The sequence below is a fragment of the Pseudomonas sp. NPDC089743 genome, from assembly GCF_044748785.1.
GTDB classification, from domain to species: Bacteria; Pseudomonadota; Gammaproteobacteria; order Pseudomonadales; family Pseudomonadaceae; genus Aquipseudomonas; species Aquipseudomonas putida_X.
This window is the reverse complement of the sequence record NZ_JBIVGS010000007.1, coordinates 39,657-59,147: the sequence shown is the minus strand read 5'-3', so window position 1 is coordinate 59,147 and position 19,491 is coordinate 39,657. Positions and strand designations below refer to the sequence as shown.

Sequence of the window (19,491 nt, the reverse complement as noted above, 5' to 3'; positions counted from 1 at the left end):
TTAATCCTTGAAATTCTTTGGAGTAACGGGAAGTCGGGTAAATCAGCCTTCGACAACGGCGAGGATTTCGTTCTCGCTCATTACCAGCAGGTCTTCGCCATCGACTTTCACGGTGTTGCTGCCCGAGTAAGGGCCGAAAACCACTTTGTCACCCACTTTGACGGCCAGCGCACGTACTTCGCCGTTGTCCAGGATGCGACCGGTGCCGACGGCGACAACTTCGCCACGGTTTGGTTTTTCAGCGGCCGAACCCGGCAGGACGATACCGCCAGCGGTTTTCGATTCTTCTTCGCTGCGACGGATGACTACGCGGTCATGCAGAGGACGAAGCTTCATTGTCGATCTCTCCCAATTTGTGGTTTTCATCGGCCGGTGTCGACACCGGCGGGTTGATGCGGTCCGGCGTTGCCGGGGTGGCCCGCGACGGGCGAACCACCTGTGTATTGTCCGGTGTTGCCACCAGAAACCTTGCGGTGACCACATACATGAGGCCGGCAGGATCAATTACAAGGCTTGCTGCAGAAATTTTTTCAACGAGCAGAAATGCCTGGGGCCGCAAAGCGGCCCCAGGGATGTCTATTTGTCGCGACGTTCGTACTCGCCTTCGATCACATTGGGCCGGTGGCCGCTGTCGCGCGGCTGTGCCTGAAAGGGGTCATCCTGAAACGCCCGCTGACGCATGGCCTGGGCCTCGGCACGCTGACGCATCTTGCGCGCGGCAAAGTGGCGGGTGAAGGGCAACAGGCAGAGCAGGCCCAGCACGTCACTGATGAAGCCCGGGAGCAGCAGCAGGCCACCGCCCACCGCCAGCATCAGGCCCTGGAACATGTCCTCGGCAGGCAGTTCGCCACGTTGCAGGCTTTCACGGGCACGCAAGGCAGTGGCCAGGCCGGCCACACGCATGACCAGCACACCCAGGGCGGAGCCTGCGATGATCAGCAGCAGCGCCGGGAAGAAACCGATGGCTGCGCTGACCTTGACGAAGACGAACAACTCCAGCACAGGGAAAAGCAGAAACAGCAGTAGAAAAGCACGCATCAAGGATTCCTCGACGGAAGACTATCTTCCTTTAAGACCATCAGATGGATGCGTGCGCTCGCTTTTTCAAGCTTCGATTTCTGCCGGGGCCGGCCATTGGTCGGCGCGCGCCAGTAAAACCAAGGCCTCGCGAACTTGTGTCGGCGTATTGCAATTGCTTGGAAAAGCCAGCCAGTGGATACCTTGGCCGATACGCAGGTGCATGCCTTCACTGTCGATGCCGACCAACTGCGCTGGCGCACTGCGCGGCAAATCGCTCAATGCTACGTAGTGGGCGATGGCGTTGGCATGGTCGCTGTTCATGTGCTCGATCATGCTGGCCTCGGCCTTGCCGGCGAAGGGATTGGCCAGCGTCACCTGGTCGAGCCAGTGGATCGCCCCGAAGCCACCTATGTACCGATGACGCACCGGCTGCAGCACCCAGAAGTCGAAGTCGTGCGCCTTGTGGTAGTTGGCGGCATCGGGGAAGTAACGGTAGTAGCGTTCGGCAGCGGCGTCGACGGCCGCTTCGTCCAGCAGTTTGTGCGCCTCGGCCATGATGGTCAGGCGGCCCACGGCCTGCACGTCCTCAGCCTCTCGTTCCCCCACCAGCAAGGAGCACTTTGGGTCTTTCTGCAGGTTGTGGGTGTGCTGGGCGATGCGGCTGATGAGGATCAGCGGGTTGCCCTCGGCATCCAGGCAGTAGGGCACCACAGAGCCGAAAGGGAAGCCAGGCATGGACTTGGAATGGGTCGAGAGTACACCGCGGTACTCCTTGAGCAGCAGTTCCCGGGCGGGGCGGATGGCCTTTTGACTCACGTCTTACTCCTCGGCAGGGGGCTAGGGGGCCCTTAAGCTTCAAGCTTCAAGCTTCAAGCTTCAAGCTGCAAGAAAAAGCGGGAGCGGGGCGCCATGCCATCTGCTTTCGCTTGCAGCTTGCAGCTTGCAGCTTGCAGCTTGCAGCTTGCAGCTTGGAGCTTGCGGCTGCCCTTACCAGGTCACGCCAAAACCTGCGGTGTAGCGCGTCTTGTCCAGGTCACTCTCACGCGTGCCAGTGATGATGTCCTTTTCAGCCTTGAGGTTGAGCGAGGCCCATTCGGTCACTTTGTAGCGCAGCCCCACCTCCGCATCGAGCGAATAGTCGGCTACGCCACCCAGAGGCTTGGCGAACTCACCGTTGGTGAACAGCTGGACATTCTTGCCGATCAGATAACGGGTGTAGTCCCACTTCACCGCTGCCGCATAGAAGTTGTCCTTGCTGCCATCCTGGTATTCGAAGTCGGTGCGGTTGATCAAAGAGCCGAGCGAGAACGCGCCCAGTTCGTCATCCCAGAACTGGTAACCGGGGCCGGTACCCACGGTGCGCTGGCGCGCCAGATCCTCGATGTGATCACGCTTGTATTCTAAACGCCCCTGCCAGAACCACTTCTCGGTGATGAAGCGATCGAGCGCGTACTCCGCGCTCCAGTTGTTGGTCGTGGTGACCTCATCCTTGGTCTCGCGGTTGTACTCGCCTTCAGCGTTGTGCCGCCAACGGCCATGGCGGGCCGTGGTCTTGAAGCCGATGTCATAGTCATCGGTATCGTTCTCCGCGCGTTTATAGTCCAGCGCGGCATCGACATTACCTTTCCAGACCAAGTCCTCGACCACAGGCTTGGGCTTCATGATCTGCTCGATGCTGGCAAGCTCGACAGTCTTGGGCGCGTCACCATTGGCCAGGGTCACCTTGCCCGGTTCAGCGGCCTTCAACGACTTGGCCCGTTCCCCGTTGTAGGCATCCTGCTTGACCAGCAACTCCTGGTCGCTCTCCAAGGTCTGAACCTGTTTCCAGTCCAGCGAGATAGAGCCACCGTACGGGGTCTCCAGCAACAACTTGCCACCGTCAAAAACGCGAATCTTGCCGCTCAAGCGGTCACCGTTCTTCATCCACACGGTGTCGGCGAACGCAGAAGAAGCGCACAAGGAAACGGTCAGCAGGCACAGCAAGGATCTAGAATGCATAAGCGAAATACAGGTTCGATTAGACGAATGAGCCGGGCATTATCCGGATGCGGACGACCAGAGCAAGGAAAGACCCACCACCATGGCGTTGAGTTCAATACGCATTTACCGTGGCCATTGGTCCGGTTTCACTTCAGGCCAGGGCTGCCGGGATGTCTGAGGGATATGAGCACGCGCTGGAAACACCCGAGGCCCGACGAACGGCGCTTTATTCGGTACTTGGCCAGGTGCCTGCCGGCAAGGTGGTCAGCTACGGTCAGCTCGCCGAATTGGCAGGGCTTGGCCGAGCGGCGCGTTGGGTTGGCAGGACCCTTGGCCAGCTTCCTGCGGACACGCGCCTGCCGTGGCACCGTGTGCTGGGTGCCGGCGGCCGTCTCAGCCTGGCGCTGGGCACGCCATCGGGTGACGAACAAAGGGCGCGGCTGCGTGCGGAGGGCGTGAATGTAGCCAATAATCGTGTGGATATGATGCGCCATGGCTGGCGCCCGATGGAGCACAGCGGTTAGAGTGCGCGTTTTGTTTTCGCAAACTTGAGGCAGATGTTGGCCCATGCCCCGTAAAACCTGGCGCGCTGCGCTCGCTGCCTATGCCAGCCCGTCAACCCTGGTGCTTCTGCTGCTCGGCTTTGCTGCCGGTCTGCCCTACATGCTGGTGTTTTCGACCCTGTCGGTGTGGCTGCGCGAAGCTGGCGTGGCGCGCGAAACCATTGGCTATGCCAGCCTGATCGGCCTGGCCTATGCCTTCAAATGGGTATGGTCCCCGCTGCTCGATCAGTGGCGGCTGCCGCTGCTCGGTGGGTTGGGTCGCCGGCGCTCGTGGCTGTTGCTGTCACAGGCACTGGTGGTGATCGGCCTGGTGGGCATGAGCTTGTGTGACCCGCAACAGCACCTGTCGTGGCTGATCGCTCTGGCCGTGCTGGTCGCGTTCGCGTCTGCCACCCAGGACATCGCGGTCGACGCCTACCGCCTGGAGATTGCCGACGATCAACGTCAGGCCGCCCTGGCCGCAAGCTACATGGCCGGTTACCGGATCGCTGCGCTGCTCGCCACCGCTGGCGCCCTGTTCTTTGCCGAATGGTTCGGTTCCACCGGCTTCAGCTACCTGCACAAGGCCTGGGCCGGCACTTACGTCCTGTTCGGTGTGATGATGCTGCCGGCGCTGTTCACCACGCTGGTGATGCGCGAACCTCCCGTGCCCCTGCGCACCCAGTTGTCGGCAGCGCGCTACGGGCTTATCCACCAACTGGCTTCGGTGTTCGTGCTGATCATCCTGTTGGTATCGGTGCCGGCAAGCTTCACCCAGCTGTTCAACACCGATTGGGCCAGCGTCATCTTTGGCGATGCCACACCACTGGACCTGCTGCTCGAAGACCGCGCCTTCCTGCGCCTGATTCTCTATGTACTGCTGAGCTGGGCGTGCTTGTCGGGCATGGGCCGTCGCGGCCTGGCGCCAGTGCTGACGCCAGTCAATGATTTCATCACCCGTTACCGCTGGCAGGCCCTGCTGCTGCTGGGGCTGATAGCCACCTACCGGATGTCGGACACGGTGATGGGCGTCATGGCCAACGTGTTTTACATCGACATGGGCTTCACCAAGGACCAGATTGCCAGCGTCAGCAAGATCTTCGGCCTGATCATGACCCTGGTGGGCGCAGGCGCAGGTGGGCTGCTGATCGTGCGCTTCGGCATCCTGCCGATCCTGTTCATCGGCGGTGCGGCTTCGGCGGCGACCAACATCCTGTTCCTGATGCTGGCCGACATGGGGCCGAACCTGCAAATGCTGGTGGTGACCATTTCCCTGGACAACTTCAGCTCGGGCCTGGCGACATCGGCGTTCGTCGCCTACCTGTCGAGCCTGACCAACCTGAAGTTCTCGGCCACGCAATATGCCCTGCTGAGCTCTATCATGCTGTTGTTGCCACGCCTGATCGGCGGCTATTCGGGGGTGATCGTCGAGAAGTTCGGTTATCACGACTTCTTCCTGATCACCGCCCTGCTGGGTGTACCGACCCTGATCCTGATCGCCTTGCAATGGCGACAGGAAGCGGGCCGCGGGAAACAGGCACCGGTGGATAACTCGGCAACCGAACAGCCCTGAGGGACACTCGCGGACGTTACCAGCCCCGTCGCCGGCTTGCCGGCAATGGGGCCACTGCTATCGCTACTGAGCGACAGCACCCTCATCAGGCCGGCCACCTACCACAGACCACAACGGCCAGAGCGCCAGCGCCCCCGCTACCCCTGCCGCCAGTGCGAAGTGCATCAAGCTCGCCCCCGCCCCGATCATGGCCATGAGCGCCCCGCCCAGGCCCAACAAGGCAATGGTGATCATCCCCAGCATCGCAGACACCAACCCTTTGCTCTGATCGCTGGAGAACAGCGTCATGCGGTACAGCACCGCATTGGCCACGCCCAGGCCCAGCGCATACAGCGACATGCCCGCCACCACGCTGGTCACGCTGGGCCAGTACCAGGTGGCCAGCACCATCAGGCCCAAACCTGCCAGGTACGGCCACAGCGCGCCGCGCACCAGCGCCGGCAGCGGATAGCGGTCAGCGATGCGGTTGATGATCAGGTTACCCAGGATCAGCCCACCGAATACCGGCAACTGCCACAGGGCGTATTCCATCGTGCTTAGCCCCTCGTCGTGGATAAGCAACACGGGAGAGAGGCCGATCCAGCCGATCAGCGGCAGGCCCACCAGGCCCAACGCCGCGCTGCCGGCGACGAAACGCCGGTTGGCCAGCAACTGGCCATAGCCCGCCAGTAGCGGCAGCAGGTGGATCGGGGTGAACGGCAGGCGGGAGCCGTCGCGCCGCTCCACACCCAAGGTCTCGGGCATCAAGCGGTACAGCAGCCCCCACACCAGCACCGCACCAGCGGCGAACGCCACGAACAGCCAGCGCCAGTCCAGCCATTGCAACATCAAGGTACCCACCAGCGGGCCGAGCAGTGGCGACAGCAAGGCAATATTGGCCAGCAACGCCATCATCCGCACCGCATCGGCCTCGCTGAACGCTTCGTTCAGGGCCGGGTAGCTGACCGTCACCACAAAGCCCAGGCCGATGCCCTGCAGTAGCCGCAGCAGGTTGAAAAGGCCAATGTCCTGCACCCAATAGGTGGCCAGGCAAGCGGCACCAAACAGCGCGCAACCGGCCAGCAGCAGTGGACGACGACCATAACGGTCGGCCAGCGGGCCGATCAGCCACTGCAGTACCACACCACCAAGCAGGTAAAGGTTCAATGCGTGCGGGATGTAGTCGGGGCTGGCGTTCAGGTGATCGACCACCACCGGCATGGCCGGCATGACAGCGTCGCTGGCAAGGTAGGTCAGCAGTTCGAACAGGGCCAGGGTCAGGCCGAACAACAGGGCTCTGAGAGGGGTGATGTACAGCAATGGTTTCATGGTGAGTATCGGTGCAAAGGCAGGTGGGGCTAGGCTATATGCCAGAAATGACGCGGCTTGGCTGTGAACAAGTGTAACGACAAGGGGCCGCTGCGCGCCCCAATCGCCGGCTAGCCGGCCCCCACAGGCTCACTGCAAACATCCGGCGCAGTGCATTACCTGTGAGAGCCGGCTCGCCGGCGATTGGGCCGCACGGCGGCCCCCCTGTCAGAACCCGGAGCGTTACTGCACGGCTGGCTCCTGGACCACTCGAATCACCCGCTGCGGGAACGGAATGTCGATGCCTTCAGCCTTCAGGCGATCACGCGCATGTTCATTGAGCATGAACATCACATCCCAGTAATCGCTGGTCTTGGTCCACAGGCGCAGCGAAACGGTGATCGAGCTGTCACCCAGGGTCGACACCACGGCCTGCGGCGCAGGGTCAGCCAACACGCGAGGGTCCTGCGCAAGCTCGAGCAGGACGTTGCGCGCCACCTGCAGGTCGGCCTCGTAATCCACACCCACGTCGAACACCACCTTGCGGGTCGGCTGACGGTTGGTGTTGGTGATGATGCCGTTGGACAGGCTGCCGTTAGGCATGATCACTGTCTTGTTGTCACCGGTGCGCAACACGGTGTGGAAAATCTGAATGCTGTCTACCGTTCCCGCCACGCCCTGCGCCTCGATCCAGTCGCCGATGCGGAACGGGCGGAACATCAGGATCAGCACGCCGCCAGCGAAGTTCGCCAGGCTGCCCTGCAAGGCCAGGCCGATGGCCAGGCCGGCGGCACCGATGGCAGCGACGAAGGAGGTGGTTTCGATGCCGATCATCGACGCCACGCTGACCACCAGCAGCACTTTCAGCACGATGTTGGCCAAGGTGCTGATGAAGCCCTGCAGCGCCAGGTCGGCGTTACGCAGCCCCACCAGTTTGCCCAGGCGGGCGCTGACCTTGTTGACGATCCACCAGCCGACCGCCAGGGTCAGCAGTGCCAGCAGCACACGGCTGCCGTATTCCATGATCAAAGGGATCCAGGTCTGCGACTGGCGGACCAGCTGATCGACTTCAGCGTTCAAATCCATGTTCATCTCCTGGTACCGAACGGCACGTACACGTAAAACCGGCCACCACACTATCAGCGGCCATGACCCCCATGGACATCATTGCGCCATCGGGGTTCCTGGTGACACCAGGATCAGTCGCGGAAGTTGTTGAACTGCAGCGGCATGTCGAACTCTTTGGCACGCAAGGCAGCGATGGCTTCCTGCAGGTCATCCCGCTTCTTGCCGGTCACACGCACCTGCTCACCCTGGATGGCAGCCTGGACCTTGAGCTTGGCATCCTTGATGTGGGCAACGATTTTCTTGGCCAGCTCTTTGTCGATGCCTTCGCGGAACGTGGCTTCCTGCTTCATTTCCTTGCCCGAGGCGTAGGCGTCTTTGACTTCCAGGCATTTGACGTCGATCTTGCGCTTGACCAGCGCCAGCCGCAGGATTTCGATCATCGCTTCGAGCTGGAACTGAGCCTCGGCAGTCAGCATTACGGTCTGTTCCTTGTCCTTGAACTCGAAGCTGCCCTTGCCTTTGAGGTCGTAACGACGGTCGAGCTCCTTGATGGCGTTTTCCACAGCGTTCTGCACTTCGTGCTTGTCCAGTTCCGATACCACGTCGAACGAAGGCATGGTTGTTCTCCATAAAATAAAAGCGCGCTCAGTCTGAAGATGGAGCGCGTCGGGGTTTGAAGGTTAAAATGCGGGCTTATTATAACGGGTTGCGAAACGCAGATGAGCAGCACCTGGCATATTCTCGGCGCCGGTAGCCTCGGCACCCTCTGGGCTTGCCGGCTGGCACGCGCCGGCAAGGCGGTGCGCCTGATTCTGCGCGATCGTCAGCGATTGCAGGCCTATGAACAGGCTGGCGGCTTGACCCTGGTCGAACAGGACCACGCCAATCATTACGCGATCCCTGCCGAAACCGCCGATGCCAACGGGCCGGTGCACCGCCTGCTGGTGGCGTGCAAGGCCTACGACGCAGCACCTGCCATCGCACAACTGGCCCCGCGCCTGGCCGCTGGCGCTGAAATCGTGCTGCTGCAGAACGGCCTGGGCAGCCAGGACGAAGTCGCCGATCAGGTACCGCTGGCCCGCTGCATCTTCGCCTCCAGCACCGAGGGTGCGTTCCGCGAGGACGACTGGCGGGTACGCTTCGCCGGCCACGGTTTCAACTGGCTGGGCGACCCGGCCAACCCCGCCGCGCCGGAGTGGTTCGACGAGCTCCACGACGCCGGCATCCCGGCTCAATGGACCGTGGACATACTGACCCGCCTGTGGCGCAAACTTGCGCTCAATTGCGCGATAAACCCGCTGACCGTACTGCATGACTGCCAGAACGGCGGGCTGCTGGGGCATCTTGGCGAAATCGATGGGCTGATAGCAGAACTGGGCGAGCTGCTGGGCCGCTGTGGCCAGCCCCAAGCTGCCGATGATCTGGGCGAAGAAGTCCATCGGGTGATTCTCGCCACGTCAGCCAACTACTCTTCCATGTATCAGGATGTGCGTGCTGGCCGGCGTACCGAGGTGCACTACCTTCTTGGCCACGCCTGCCGCGCAGCCACGCGCCATGGCATGGAGCTGCCTCGGCTGGAACACCTGCACCAGAGACTGGTCGATAACCTGCGTGCTCGTGGCTTGCCAAGCGCCTGACGCGCCCCATCAACCGGATACGGACATTGCCTAGCCCATGACCTTGCGCCAACGCCTGGAAAACCTCCCGGTCGGGCAGAAGCTGCTGGCCGCCCTGCTGGTGCTGCTGGTGACCATCCTGCTGGTGGCCAACCTGACCTTCATCAGCGCCGCCTACTGGATCACCCAGGAGAGCATGGCGCCGCAAGCGTTGCAGACCATTGGCCGCCTGGTCGCCAACCCTCAGCTGGCCGCACGCGCCGGCGAATCCCCAGACGCTGCCACGGCACTGCTCAAAGAGCTGGACAGCTATACGCCGCTGCGCGCTGCGGCGGTCTATGGTGGCGATGGTCGCATGCTGGCCCAATTGCAACATGGCGACCCGCTTGCCCTACCCAAGCGCTATCGAAACATCGACAGCTGGCGCTTGATGGAATTTCGCAGCACCGAACTGATCCGTATCCCCCGTGATGCCCGCCCGCCCGCACACCTGCTGCTGGTGGCCAGCAGCGAACTGCCCACCGCGTTCTATACCGGCACCCTGAGTGCCAGCCTGGCGATCCTGGTATTCAGCATTCTGTTATGGCTGGTCATCGCCCGGCAGATCAAGCGCCTGATCACGCAGCCGATCAATCAGCTCGAAGAGCTCAGCCGCCAGGTCACCCGCGAAGAAAGCTACGCGCTGCGCGCCAAACGGGGCAACGACGATGAGATCGGCAGCCTCGCCGATGCCTTCAACACGATGCTATCGCGCATCGAGGCGCGCGAGCAGCAACTCAAGCGCACCCGCGACGAATTCCAGGACGCTTACGATCAGGCCCAGGGCCTGGCCGAGGAAACCCGCCATACCAACCGCAAGCTGGAACTGGAAGTCCAGGTGCGCAGCAAGATCGAGAAAAAACTCACCGGCTTTCAGAATTATCTCAATAGCATCATCGACTCCATGCCTTCGGCGCTGATCGCCCTCGACGAGCAGCTCTATGTCACCCAGTGGAATCACGAGGCCACGGTGCTCTCCGGCACACCGCTGGACGAAGCGCTGAATCAGCCGATCTTCATCGCTTTCGAGCCGCTCAAGCCGTTCCTGCCGCAGCTCAAGGAAACCGTGGAAAAACACCGTGTCGCCAAGATCGAGCGGGTGACCTGGGCCAAAGGCGATGACTTGCGCCACTACGCCCTGACCTTCTATCCACTGATGGGTGGCGGCGGTCGCGGCGTGGTCATCCGCATCGACGACATCACCCAGCGCCTGTCGCTGGAGGAGATGATGGTGCAATCTGAAAAGATGCTTTCGGTCGGCGGCCTGGCGGCCGGCATGGCGCACGAAATCAACAACCCCCTGGGGGCGATCCTGCATAACGTGCAGAACATCCGCAGGCGATTGTCACCGGAGCTGCCACGCAACCAGGAGCAAGCCGACGAGCTGGGCATCGACCTGCCCAGCGTCAATCGCTACCTGGAGAGCCGCGAAGTACCGCAACTGCTGGATGGCATTCAGCAGGCCGGCGCCCGGGCGGCCAAGATCGTAACCCATATGCTCAGTTTCAGCCGCCGCAGCAACCGCCAACTGGCACCCTGTGACCTGCCGGCTTTGATCGACCAGGCCGTGGAAATCGCCGGTAACGACTTCGACCTGGCCATCGGTTTCGATTTCAAAGGCCAGGCCATTGTCCGTCAGTTCGACCCCAACCTGGGGCCGGTGCCGTGCACCGCCAACGAGCTGGAGCAAGTGCTGCTCAACCTGCTGAAGAATGCCGCCCAAGCCATTCACCAACGGCCTCAACCCTGCGAGCCAGGAAGGATCACCTTGCGCACCCGGCTCAGCCCCCCGTGGGCCGAGATCCAGGTCGAGGACAACGGCGTCGGCATGCCCGAAGCAGTCCGCAAGCGCACCTTCGAGCCGTTCTTCACCACCAAGGAAATCGGCCAGGGCACCGGGCTCGGGTTGTCGGTTTCCTACTTCATCATCACCAATAACCACAAGGGGCAGATGGAAGTGCATTCCACGCCCGGCCAGGGCACTTGCTTCACCCTGCGCCTGCCCCTCGGTCAGCCCTCTGCGGCGGCCCCGAACCAGACGGAGACATGACATGGGCTATCGCCTGTCGAAAATCTACACCCGCACCGGCGACACAGGTGAAACCGGCCTGGGCGATGGGCGCAGAGTGCCCAAGGACCATCCGCGGATCGAGGCCATCGGCGAGGTGGACAGCCTCAACAGCCAGCTTGGGCTGTTGCTGGCCGGTTTGGCAGAACAAGGCCTGGATGAGGTCAGCGAGGTTCTGGCGCCTTGCCAGCATCGCCTGTTCGACCTCGGCGGCGAGTTGGCGATGCCCAGTTACAAGGCATTGAACGAGGCCGAGGTACAACGGCTTGAGGCCGCCATCGATGAGTGGAACGAGGAGCTGGGACCGCTGACGAACTTTATCCTGCCCAGTGGCTCGGCGCTGGTCGCCCAGGCGCACGTCTGCCGAAGCCTGGCGCGCAGTGCGGAGCGACGCTGCCAGCAATTGAATGCGGTTGAGCCTCTGGAAGGTGTGGGGCTGGCGTATATCAATCGCCTTTCCGATCTGCTGTTCGTGGCGGCGCGGATCATCGGGCGGCGGCAGGGCATTGCCGAAGTGTTGTGGCAGGCTGCGCGAAAGCCAGCAGGCTGAAACCGCAAGGGGCTGCGTGGCAGCCCCTGCGATAGCCGGTTCAGGTCTCAGGCCAAAAGGCCCGAATCCCGGCAACACCTTGCGCCCCGGCTTCCCAGGCCTGCTCACGCGCCTGTGGCCCTACACCACCGAGCAGGAACACCGGCTTGCCGAAGCCGGCAATCAAGCGCTGAGCCTCATCCCACCCCAGCGGCGCGGCGTCAGGATGGGTCTGCGTCGCCTGCACTGGCGACAGCGTGACGAAATCCACGCCCATCTGCTCAGCCAGCGCCAGCTCTTCAGCACTGTGGCAGGACGCTGCCAGCCAACGCTCTTTAGGGAAAGGCCGACCCTTGGCGGCATATTTACGCAGTTGCGCAGCCGTCAGGTGCCAGCCAGCCGAGGGGAAGTCGCCCAACCACTCCAGCGGCCCCTTGAGCATCAACTGGGCCTTGCCCGCACATAGCCCCACTGCATCCACCGCCACATCGCGGTACTTGGGGTCGTACATGTCCGGCGCACGCAACTGGATCAGGCGGATACCGGCGGCGACTGCCTTCTGTATCCCCTTGAGCAGCTCGGGCACGTCCAGGCCGTCCGGGGTGATCAAGTACTGATCGGGCAGGCGCGCGGCGGCCACGATCGGCTTGTTGGCCTCGGGGAACTCATACTGTGGCAAGTCCCTTGGCGACACCCAGGCCAGCGGCTGGCCTTCAGCGCCATGGGGTTCGCCGGTGAACGCTTCGACCTCACGGACATCGAGCAATACCTGCTTGTCCGGGTAGTCGTGGCTGACCTTGATCAGCGCCCGAGAACGGGTCACCTGGATTCCCAGCTCTTCGCGAAGCTCCCGAGCCAGCGCCGCTTCGACGCTTTCGCCCTCCTCCACCTTACCGCCGGGGAATTCCCACAGGCCGCCCTGATGCTGGCTGCCGGCGCGTCGGGCAATGAGGATGCGGCCGTCTGTACCGCGAATGACCCCTGCTGCTACATGAATCCGTTTCACCCTTCACGCTCCGCCAGGCCTGCTTGCTGCCAGGCCTTGAAGGCTGGCCATTGGTAAATGGTTTCGACATAGCTCGCAGCCTGCGCTGGCACCTCTACACGGTAAGCGCGCAGACGCACGGCAACCGGAGCGAAGAAGGCATCGGCCAGGGTCGGCTTGCCGAACAGGAACGGGCCACTGTCCTTGGCCACCAGACGGCATTCGGACCACAGCGCGACGACACGGTCGATATCCACCTGCACATCCAGCGGGATGTTTTCCAGCGCCTCGTCCCGGGAAAGATCGAACGGCATGGCGCCACGCAGGGCGAAGAAACCGCTGTGCATCTGCGCGCAGGCCGAACGGGCCTGGGCACGGGCGGCAATATCGACAGGCCACAGCTGCGCCTCGGGGTGGCGCTCGTTGAGGTATTCGGCGATGGCCAGGGAGTCGGCGATCACCCCGTGCTCGGTCTTGAGCAGCGGCACCTTGCCGGTTGAGGAAAATGCGAGAAGGCGCTGACGGGTGTCGGGCTGGTCGAGTTTGATCAGGGTCTCTTCATAGGGAACGCCGGCCAGCTCAAGCGCCAGGGCGCCGCGTAGCGACCAGGAAGAATACAGCTTGTCGCCGATGATCAGGTGATAGCTCATGGGTCGGCTCCGATGATGTGGCAATGTCGGTGGGCCTGAGGCTGCAGTGCAGCCTGTCGCCGGCTAGCCGGCTCCCTGCTGCTCAGTGCAATGACTGTGGGAGGCGGCGCGCCGGCGATGAGGCCGTTGGATCAGGTACGGTATTCGGCGTTGATCTTCACGTATTCGTGGGACAGGTCGGTGGTCCAGATGGTTTCGCTGCACTGGCCACGGCCCAGCTCGATACGGATGGTGATCTCTTCCTGGGCCATCACCGCCGAGCCCTGCTCTTCGGTATAACTCGGGCTGCGGCCACCTTTGCTGGCGATACACACAGTGTCGAGGTACACGTCGATCAGGCTTACATCCAGCGCAGGCACACCGGCGCGCCCTACGGCAGCGAGGATGCGGCCCCAGTTCGGGTCGGAGGCGAACAGCGCGGTCTTGATCAGCGGCGAGTGAGCCACAGCGTAACCGACATCCAGGCATTCCTGATGGTTGCCACCGCCATTGACCTGCACGGTCACGAACTTGGTAGCGCCTTCGCCGTCACGGACGATGGCCTGGGCCACTTCCATGCACACTTCGAACACCGCCTTCTTCAGTGCGTCGAACAACGCGCCGCTGGCCTCGGTGACTTCCGGCAGGCCCGCTTTGCCCGTGGCGATCAGCATGCAGCAGTCATTGGTCGAGGTGTCGCCATCGATGGTGATGCGGTTGAACGACTTGTTGGCGCCGTCGAGCATCAGGTCCTTGAGCACGGCCGGGGCGACTTTGGCGTCGGTGGCGATATAGCCGAGCATGGTGGCCATGTTCGGGCGGATCATGCCGGCGCCTTTGCTGATACCGGTGACCGTCACGGTGACGCCTTCGTGCTGGAACTGACGGCTGGCACCCTTGGGCAGGGTGTCGGTGGTCATGATGCCCGTGGCGGCTTCAGCCCAGTTATTTTCCGACAGGTTGTCCAAAGCGGCCTGCAGGGCACCTTCGATCTTTTCGACCGGGAGCGGCTCTCCGATCACACCGGTGGAGAATGGCAACACCGACTCGGCAGGCACGCCGGCCAGTTCCGCCAGCTTGGCGCAGGTACGCTCAGCGGCGGCCAGCCCCGGCGCACCGGTACCTGCGTTGGCGTTGCCAGTGTTGGTCAGCAGGTAACGCACAGTGCCCTGAACACGTTGCTTGGCGAGGATCACCGGTGCTGCGCAGAAGGCGTTGAGGGTGAATACGCCTGCCACGCTGGAGCCCTCGGCGCAGCGCATGACCACCACATCCTTGCGCCCTGGGCGCTTGATGCCGGCAGAAGCGATGCCGAGTTCAAAACCCGGAACCGGATGCAGGGTGGGCAAAGGACCAAGACCAACAGCCATTAGAGCGCTCCTAGAAAAACGGTGAAGTGATAAGGGAAGAGCAGGGCCGCTTCGCGCCCCATGTGCGGCACAAGGCCGCTCCTACAGGGACCGCGCCAACCCGTGGGCGAGCGCGATGTGTGAGAGCGGCCTTGTGTCGCGAAAGGGCCGCACTGCGGCCCCCGGCTTTTACAAACGCCCGTTCAGATCACTCGATCTGACCATGGCAATGCTTGAACTTCTTGCCCGAGCCACACCAGCACGGCTCGTTGCGGCCCAGCTTCTGATCGTTGCGTACCGGCGCCACGGCGACCGCCACTTCGGCACCTTCTTCGCTCAGTTGCTCGCTCTCAAGGCCGGGCGCAGGGGCGTGCTGGAACTGCATGCGGCTGGCCAGTTCTTCGGCTTCGCGGCGCAGTCGGGCTTCTTCTTCGACCGGGTCTTCGCGGCGTACCTGAACGTGGGACAGCACACGGATAGTGTCGCGCTTGATCGACTCGAGCAATTCCTGGAACAGGGTGAAGGATTCGCGCTTGTACTCCTGCTTCGGGTTTTTCTGCGCGTAACCACGCAGGTGAATGCCGTGGCGCAGGTGGTCCATGGTCGACAGGTGGTCTTTCCACAGGTCGTCCAGCACGCGCAACAGGATCTGCTTCTCGAAGGTACGCAGGGCGTCGATGCCGGCCTGATCTTCCTTCTCGTTGTAGGCGTCGGTGATTTCCTTCAACAGCTTCTCGCGCAGGGTCTCCTCGTAGAGGTGATCGTCCTCGTCGAGCCACTGCTGGATCGGCAGCTTGATGGCGAAGTCGCTGGCCAGCGAAGCCTCCAGGCCGGCCACGTCCCACTGCTCGGGCAGCGACTGCGGCGGGATGTGCTGGTTGATGGTGGCATCGAGCACTTCCTGGCGGAACTCGGCGATGGTGTCACCGATGTTCTCGGCAGCCAGCAGGCTGTTGCGCATGTGGTAGATCACCTTGCGCTGTTCGTTGGCCACGTCATCGTATTCGAGCAGTTGCTTACGAATATCGAAGTTGCGGCCTTCGACCTTGCGCTGCGCCTTTTCAATGGCGTTGGTGACCATGCGGTGTTCGATGGCCTCACCGGACTGCATGCCCAGTGCTTTCATGAAATTCTTCACCCGATCGGAGGCGAAGATACGCATCAGGCTGTCTTCCAGCGACAGGTAGAAGCGGCTGGAACCCGGGTCGCCCTGACGGCCGGAACGGCCACGCAGCTGGTTGTCGATACGGCGCGACTCGTGGCGTTCGGAGGCGATCACGTGCAGGCCACCGGACTCGATCACCTGCTGGTGCCGCTTCTGCCAGTCGGCCTTGATCTGGGCGATCTGCTCGGGGCTTGGGTTCTCCAGGGCAGCCACTTCGGATTCCCAGTTACCCCCCAGCAGAATGTCGGTACCACGACCGGCCATGTTGGTGGCGATGGTCAGTGCACCCGGAGCCCCCGCTTGCGCGATGATCTCGGCTTCCTTTTCGTGGTACTTGGCGTTCAGGACCTTGTGCTCGATGCCTTCCTGCTTCAGCAGGTTCGACATGTGCTCGGAGGTTTCAATGGTCGCAGTACCCACCAGCACCGGACGGCCCTGGGTCATGCTTTCCTTGATGTCGGCGATGATCGCGGCGTACTTCTCGTCCGCGGTCAGGTACACCAGGTCGTTGAAATCCTTACGCGCCAGCGGTTTGTTCGGCGGGATCACCATCACGTTCAGGCCGTAGATCGACTGGAACTCGAACGCTTCGGTGTCAGCGGTACCGGTCATGCCGGACAGCTTGGTGTACAAGCGGAAATAGTTCTGGAAGGTGGTCGACGCCAGGGTCTGGCTCTCGGCCTGGATGTTCAGGTTTTCTTTCGCCTCGATGGCCTGGTGCAGGCCTTCGGACAGGCGACGGCCAGGCATGGTCCGGCCGGTGTGCTCGTCGATAAGCAGGACCTGACCGTCCTGAACGATGTACTCGACGTTGCGGTGGAACAGCTTGTGCGCACGCAGGCCGGCATAGACATGAGTCAGCAGGCCCAGGTTGTGCGACGAATAGAGGCTCTCGCCTTCGGCCAGCAGGCCGGACTGGGTGAGCATATCTTCGATGAACTGGTGACCGGCTTCGTTGAGTTCGACCTGGCGGCTTTTCTCGTCGATGGTGAAGTGGCCTTCCTGGGTGACCTGGCCTTCGACTTCTTCGATGTGCTGGGTCAGGCGCGGGATCAGGCGGTTGATCTCGATGTACAGCTTGGAACTGTCTTCGGCCTGGCCGGAGATGATCAGCGGCGTACGGGCTTCATCGATGAGGATCGAGTCGACTTCGTCGATCACGGCGAAATTCAGTTCACGCTGGAATTTCTCGTCCAGGCTGAAAGCCATGTTGTCGCGCAGGTAGTCGAAACCGAATTCGTTGTTGGTGCCGTAGGTGATATCGGACGCATAGGCAGCGCGTTTTTCCTCTGGCGGCTGGAAGGCCGAGACGATGCCGACCGACAGGCCGAGGAACTCATACAACGGGCGCATCCAGTTGGCGTCGCGGCGGGCCAGGTAGTCGTTGACCGTGACCACGTGCACCCCTTTGCCGGAAAGGGCGTTGAGGTAAACGGCCAGGGTACCGACCAAGGTCTTGCCTTCACCGGTGCGCATTTCTGCGATCATGCCCTCGTGCAGGGTCATGCCGCCGATCAGCTGAACATCGAAGTGGCGCATGCCCATCACGCGCTTGCCGGCTTCACGGGCCACGGCGAAGGCTTCAGGCAGCAGTTGGTCCAGTGTCTCGCCCTTGGCCAGACGCTCCTTGAACTCTGCGGTTTTGGCGCGCAGTTGCTCATCGGAGAGGGCGACCATTTTCTCTTCGAAGGCATTGACGATGTTCACCGTCTTGAGCATGCGTTTCACTTCACGCTCGTTCTTGCTTCCAAAAAGTTTCTTTAACAAAGGCGCAAACATATCGGCAGGATCTTCCACACGTAGGGATGGAGGGCGGCCCCATGAGTCGCCCGTGCAGCCCTTGGGCCGCATGCGAACGAGCATTCTACCCGGAAACGATGGTGAGGAAAGTGGTGGATTTCCACGATGCTGGCACAGCGCTTAGGCGGGGCGTTTTCTAAGATAAGGGCATTTTCGCTGAGTTCAACCCGGAGCATCATGAAACGTATCGAGAATGACTCTTGTCCGGCCGGCGTGCGATGGCCCGGGCGCCGGCAGGGAGGCCGGTGGAGGTGTTAGACTGCCGGTCTTGTAACCCGATGCGACGCCCAATGGCCTACAAACCCTCCCCCGCCCAGCCCCCTTCAGCACTGCTGCGCCAGGTGCGCCCGCTGCGCCTGTTGCTGAACCAGGCCGAACGCCTGGCGCACCTGCAGCGCCTGCTGGAAAGCCAGTTGCAACCGGCTGCCCGCGAGCACTGCCATGTGGCTTCGTGGCGCGATGGCACACTGTTGCTGGTGGTGACGGACGGGCACTGGGCCACACGCCTGCGCTATCAGCAGAAGCGCCTGCTGGCGGCATTGCAGGCCATGGAGGCGTTCGGCAACCTCAGGCGCATCCTGTTCAAAGTGCAGCCACCGCTGGTTCCGGCCAAGCAGGGTGGCAACACGACAGAGCTGTCGAACAATGCCGCCGCAGGCATCCGGGGGTCCGCCGAGGGCATCACCGACCCCAAGCTGCGCGCAGCACTGGAACGTCTGGCCAGCCATGCCAAGGGCAAGGATTGACCCTGCGGGGCTGAGAACAACCCATAAAAAAGGCCACCCGAAGGTGGCCTCAATCACTAGAGAGAGTGTTCGAACTTACACGGCCGCAACAGGGCGCATATAAGAGATCGGTGCCGTACTGGCATCTTCGAAAGTGACAACTTCCCAGGCGTCGGTTTCCTTGATCAGCTTACGCAGCAGCTGGTTGTTCAGCGCGTGCCCGGACTTGTAGCCCTTGAACTCGCCAATCAGGCTGTTGCCCAGCAGGTACAGGTCGCCGATGGCGTCGAGGATCTTGTGCTTGACGAATTCGTCTTCGGAGCGAAGGCCGTCTTCGTTAAGTACGCCGGTCTCATCGACGACGATGGCGTTCTCGACACTGCCACCGAGCGCAAGGTTGTGCTTGCGCAGATACTCGATGTCACGCATGAAACCGAAGGTGCGGGCGCGGCTGACTTCCTTGACGAACGAGGTGCTGGAGAAGTCGACGACGGCGCTCTGGGTCTGGCCCTTGAGGACCGGGTGATCGAAGTCGATCTCGAAGCTCACCTTGAACCCCTCGAAAGGCAGGAAGGTAGCGCGCTTGTCGCCCTCCTCCACTGTCACTTCACGCAGGATGCGGATGAACTTCTTGGCTGCGTCCTGTTCTTCCAGGCCGGCAGACTGAATCAGGAATACGAAGGGACCGGCGCTGCCATCCATGATCGGAACTTCCGAGGCGGAGAGCTCGACGTAGGCGTTATCGATGCCCAACCCCGCCATGGCGGAAAGCAGGTGCTCGACGGTATCGACCTTGACGTCACCGTTGACCAACGTGGTGGACATGGTGGTCTCACCGACGTTGGCCGCACGTGCCGGGATCTCGACCACAGGGTCGAGGTCGGCGCGACGGAAGACGATGCCGGTATCGACAGGCGCAGGCTTGAGGGTCAGATAGACCTTCTCCCCGGAGTGCAGGCCGACGCCTGTGGCACGGATGGTATTCTTCAGGGTGCGTTGTCTAATCATGGCATTGGCCGCTTCAGCGCAAATTGCGAACAGGTATCAACAAAGGCTGAGGATGATAACAGACCCGGCCTTTGCTGAACACCAATCACCCTTATACCCCTGATAAAT

At 62.0% G+C, this 19,491-nt stretch carries 18 protein-coding genes; 6 read left to right on the top strand and 12 right to left on the bottom strand.

Annotation, left to right across the window (positions count from 1 at the left end; translation table 11 throughout):
• Positions 1 to 42: 42 nt before the first annotated feature.
• The 4 genes from ACIPZC_RS14520 to ACIPZC_RS14505 form a co-directional block, all read right to left on the bottom strand.
• Positions 43 to 336 carry a co-chaperone GroES gene (locus tag ACIPZC_RS14520; RefSeq protein WP_009395550.1) on the bottom strand — a complete coding sequence of 98 codons (294 nt, stop codon included), beginning with the start codon at positions 334 to 336 and terminating at the stop codon, positions 43 to 45.
• A 240-nt stretch (positions 337 to 576) separates the two neighbouring features.
• Positions 577 to 1,038 (bottom strand): FxsA family protein, encoded by a 462-nt coding sequence (locus ACIPZC_RS14515; protein WP_241804738.1) that lies wholly within the window; start codon positions 1,036 to 1,038, stop codon positions 577 to 579.
• A 66-nt stretch (positions 1,039 to 1,104) separates the two neighbouring features.
• Positions 1,105 to 1,836 carry a DUF2470 domain-containing protein gene (locus ACIPZC_RS14510; protein WP_349976478.1) on the bottom strand — a complete coding sequence of 244 codons (732 nt, stop codon included), beginning with the start codon at positions 1,834 to 1,836 and terminating at the stop codon, positions 1,105 to 1,107.
• Positions 1,837 to 2,007: 171 nt separating this feature from the next.
• Complete coding sequence (locus tag ACIPZC_RS14505; RefSeq protein WP_267821185.1) at positions 2,008 to 3,018, bottom strand: DUF481 domain-containing protein; 1,011 nt, start codon at positions 3,016 to 3,018, stop codon at positions 2,008 to 2,010.
• 152 nt (positions 3,019 to 3,170) lie between these two features.
• Here ACIPZC_RS14505 and ACIPZC_RS14500 point away from each other — a divergent pair, with 152 nt between their 5' ends.
• Together ACIPZC_RS14500 and ACIPZC_RS14495 are read left to right on the top strand one after the other, a co-directional pair.
• On the top strand, positions 3,171 to 3,524 hold the full coding sequence (locus ACIPZC_RS14500; protein ID WP_241804735.1) for an MGMT family protein: 354 nt from the start codon (positions 3,171 to 3,173) through the stop codon (positions 3,522 to 3,524).
• Positions 3,525 to 3,567: 43 nt separating this feature from the next.
• Positions 3,568 to 5,115, top strand: coding sequence for an AmpG family muropeptide MFS transporter (locus ACIPZC_RS14495; RefSeq protein ID WP_400627646.1), 1,548 nt, complete (start codon positions 3,568 to 3,570; stop codon positions 5,113 to 5,115).
• Between the two features lie 63 nt (positions 5,116 to 5,178).
• Here the strand turns inward: ACIPZC_RS14495 and ACIPZC_RS14490 are convergent, their stop codons facing one another.
• The 3 genes from ACIPZC_RS14490 to ACIPZC_RS14480 all read right to left on the bottom strand — a co-directional run bounded on the left by ACIPZC_RS14490 (position 5,179) and on the right by ACIPZC_RS14480 (position 8,087).
• Positions 5,179 to 6,423: an MFS transporter gene (locus tag ACIPZC_RS14490; RefSeq protein WP_400627644.1), complete on the bottom strand. Its 1,245-nt coding sequence runs from the start codon at positions 6,421 to 6,423 to the stop codon at positions 5,179 to 5,181.
• 222 nt (positions 6,424 to 6,645) lie between these two features.
• Positions 6,646 to 7,488 carry a mechanosensitive ion channel family protein gene (locus ACIPZC_RS14485; RefSeq protein WP_400627642.1) on the bottom strand — a complete coding sequence of 281 codons (843 nt, stop codon included), beginning with the start codon at positions 7,486 to 7,488 and terminating at the stop codon, positions 6,646 to 6,648.
• 113 nt (positions 7,489 to 7,601) lie between these two features.
• Positions 7,602 to 8,087, bottom strand: coding sequence for a YajQ family cyclic di-GMP-binding protein (locus tag ACIPZC_RS14480; protein ID WP_267821180.1), 486 nt, complete (start codon positions 8,085 to 8,087; stop codon positions 7,602 to 7,604).
• Between the two features lie 102 nt (positions 8,088 to 8,189).
• Here ACIPZC_RS14480 and ACIPZC_RS14475 point away from each other — a divergent pair, with 102 nt between their 5' ends.
• From ACIPZC_RS14475 to ACIPZC_RS14465, 3 genes are read left to right on the top strand one after another with little or no spacing between them, the layout of a single operon-like run.
• A complete protein-coding gene (locus ACIPZC_RS14475) occupies positions 8,190 to 9,107 on the top strand; it encodes a putative 2-dehydropantoate 2-reductase (protein ID WP_400627640.1) in 918 nt (305 codons plus the stop codon).
• Positions 9,108 to 9,144: 37 nt separating this feature from the next.
• A complete protein-coding gene (locus ACIPZC_RS14470) occupies positions 9,145 to 11,175 on the top strand; it encodes an ATP-binding protein (RefSeq protein ID WP_400627638.1) in 2,031 nt (676 codons plus the stop codon).
• A gap of 1 nt (position 11,176) precedes the next feature.
• On the top strand, positions 11,177 to 11,743 hold the full coding sequence (locus ACIPZC_RS14465) for a cob(I)yrinic acid a,c-diamide adenosyltransferase (protein WP_400627636.1): 567 nt from the start codon (positions 11,177 to 11,179) through the stop codon (positions 11,741 to 11,743).
• A gap of 40 nt (positions 11,744 to 11,783) precedes the next feature.
• Here ACIPZC_RS14465 and ACIPZC_RS14460 read toward each other — a convergent pair whose 3' ends face one another.
• From ACIPZC_RS14460 to secA, 4 genes are all read right to left on the bottom strand, one after another.
• On the bottom strand, positions 11,784 to 12,728 hold the full coding sequence (locus tag ACIPZC_RS14460; RefSeq protein WP_400627634.1) for a Nudix family hydrolase: 945 nt from the start codon (positions 12,726 to 12,728) through the stop codon (positions 11,784 to 11,786).
• A complete protein-coding gene (locus ACIPZC_RS14455; protein ID WP_400627632.1) occupies positions 12,725 to 13,357 on the bottom strand; it encodes a glutathione S-transferase family protein in 633 nt (210 codons plus the stop codon). Before ACIPZC_RS14455 ends, ACIPZC_RS14460 begins: the two co-directional genes overlap by 4 nt.
• Before the next feature lie 131 nt (positions 13,358 to 13,488).
• Positions 13,489 to 14,706, bottom strand: coding sequence for a bifunctional glutamate N-acetyltransferase/amino-acid acetyltransferase ArgJ (gene argJ, locus ACIPZC_RS14450; RefSeq protein ID WP_400627630.1), 1,218 nt, complete (start codon positions 14,704 to 14,706; stop codon positions 13,489 to 13,491).
• A gap of 187 nt (positions 14,707 to 14,893) precedes the next feature.
• Positions 14,894 to 17,629 (bottom strand): preprotein translocase subunit SecA, encoded by a 2,736-nt coding sequence (gene secA / locus ACIPZC_RS14445; protein WP_400627628.1) that lies wholly within the window; start codon positions 17,627 to 17,629, stop codon positions 14,894 to 14,896.
• 311 nt (positions 17,630 to 17,940) lie between these two features.
• Here secA and ACIPZC_RS14440 point away from each other — a divergent pair, with 311 nt between their 5' ends.
• A complete protein-coding gene (locus ACIPZC_RS14440) occupies positions 17,941 to 18,396 on the top strand; it encodes a DUF721 domain-containing protein (protein WP_400627626.1) in 456 nt (151 codons plus the stop codon).
• 75 nt (positions 18,397 to 18,471) lie between these two features.
• Here the strand turns inward: ACIPZC_RS14440 and lpxC are convergent, their stop codons facing one another.
• On the bottom strand, positions 18,472 to 19,383 hold the full coding sequence (gene lpxC, locus ACIPZC_RS14435) for a UDP-3-O-acyl-N-acetylglucosamine deacetylase (protein ID WP_400627624.1): 912 nt from the start codon (positions 19,381 to 19,383) through the stop codon (positions 18,472 to 18,474).
• Between the last annotated feature and the right edge of the window lie 108 nt (positions 19,384 to 19,491).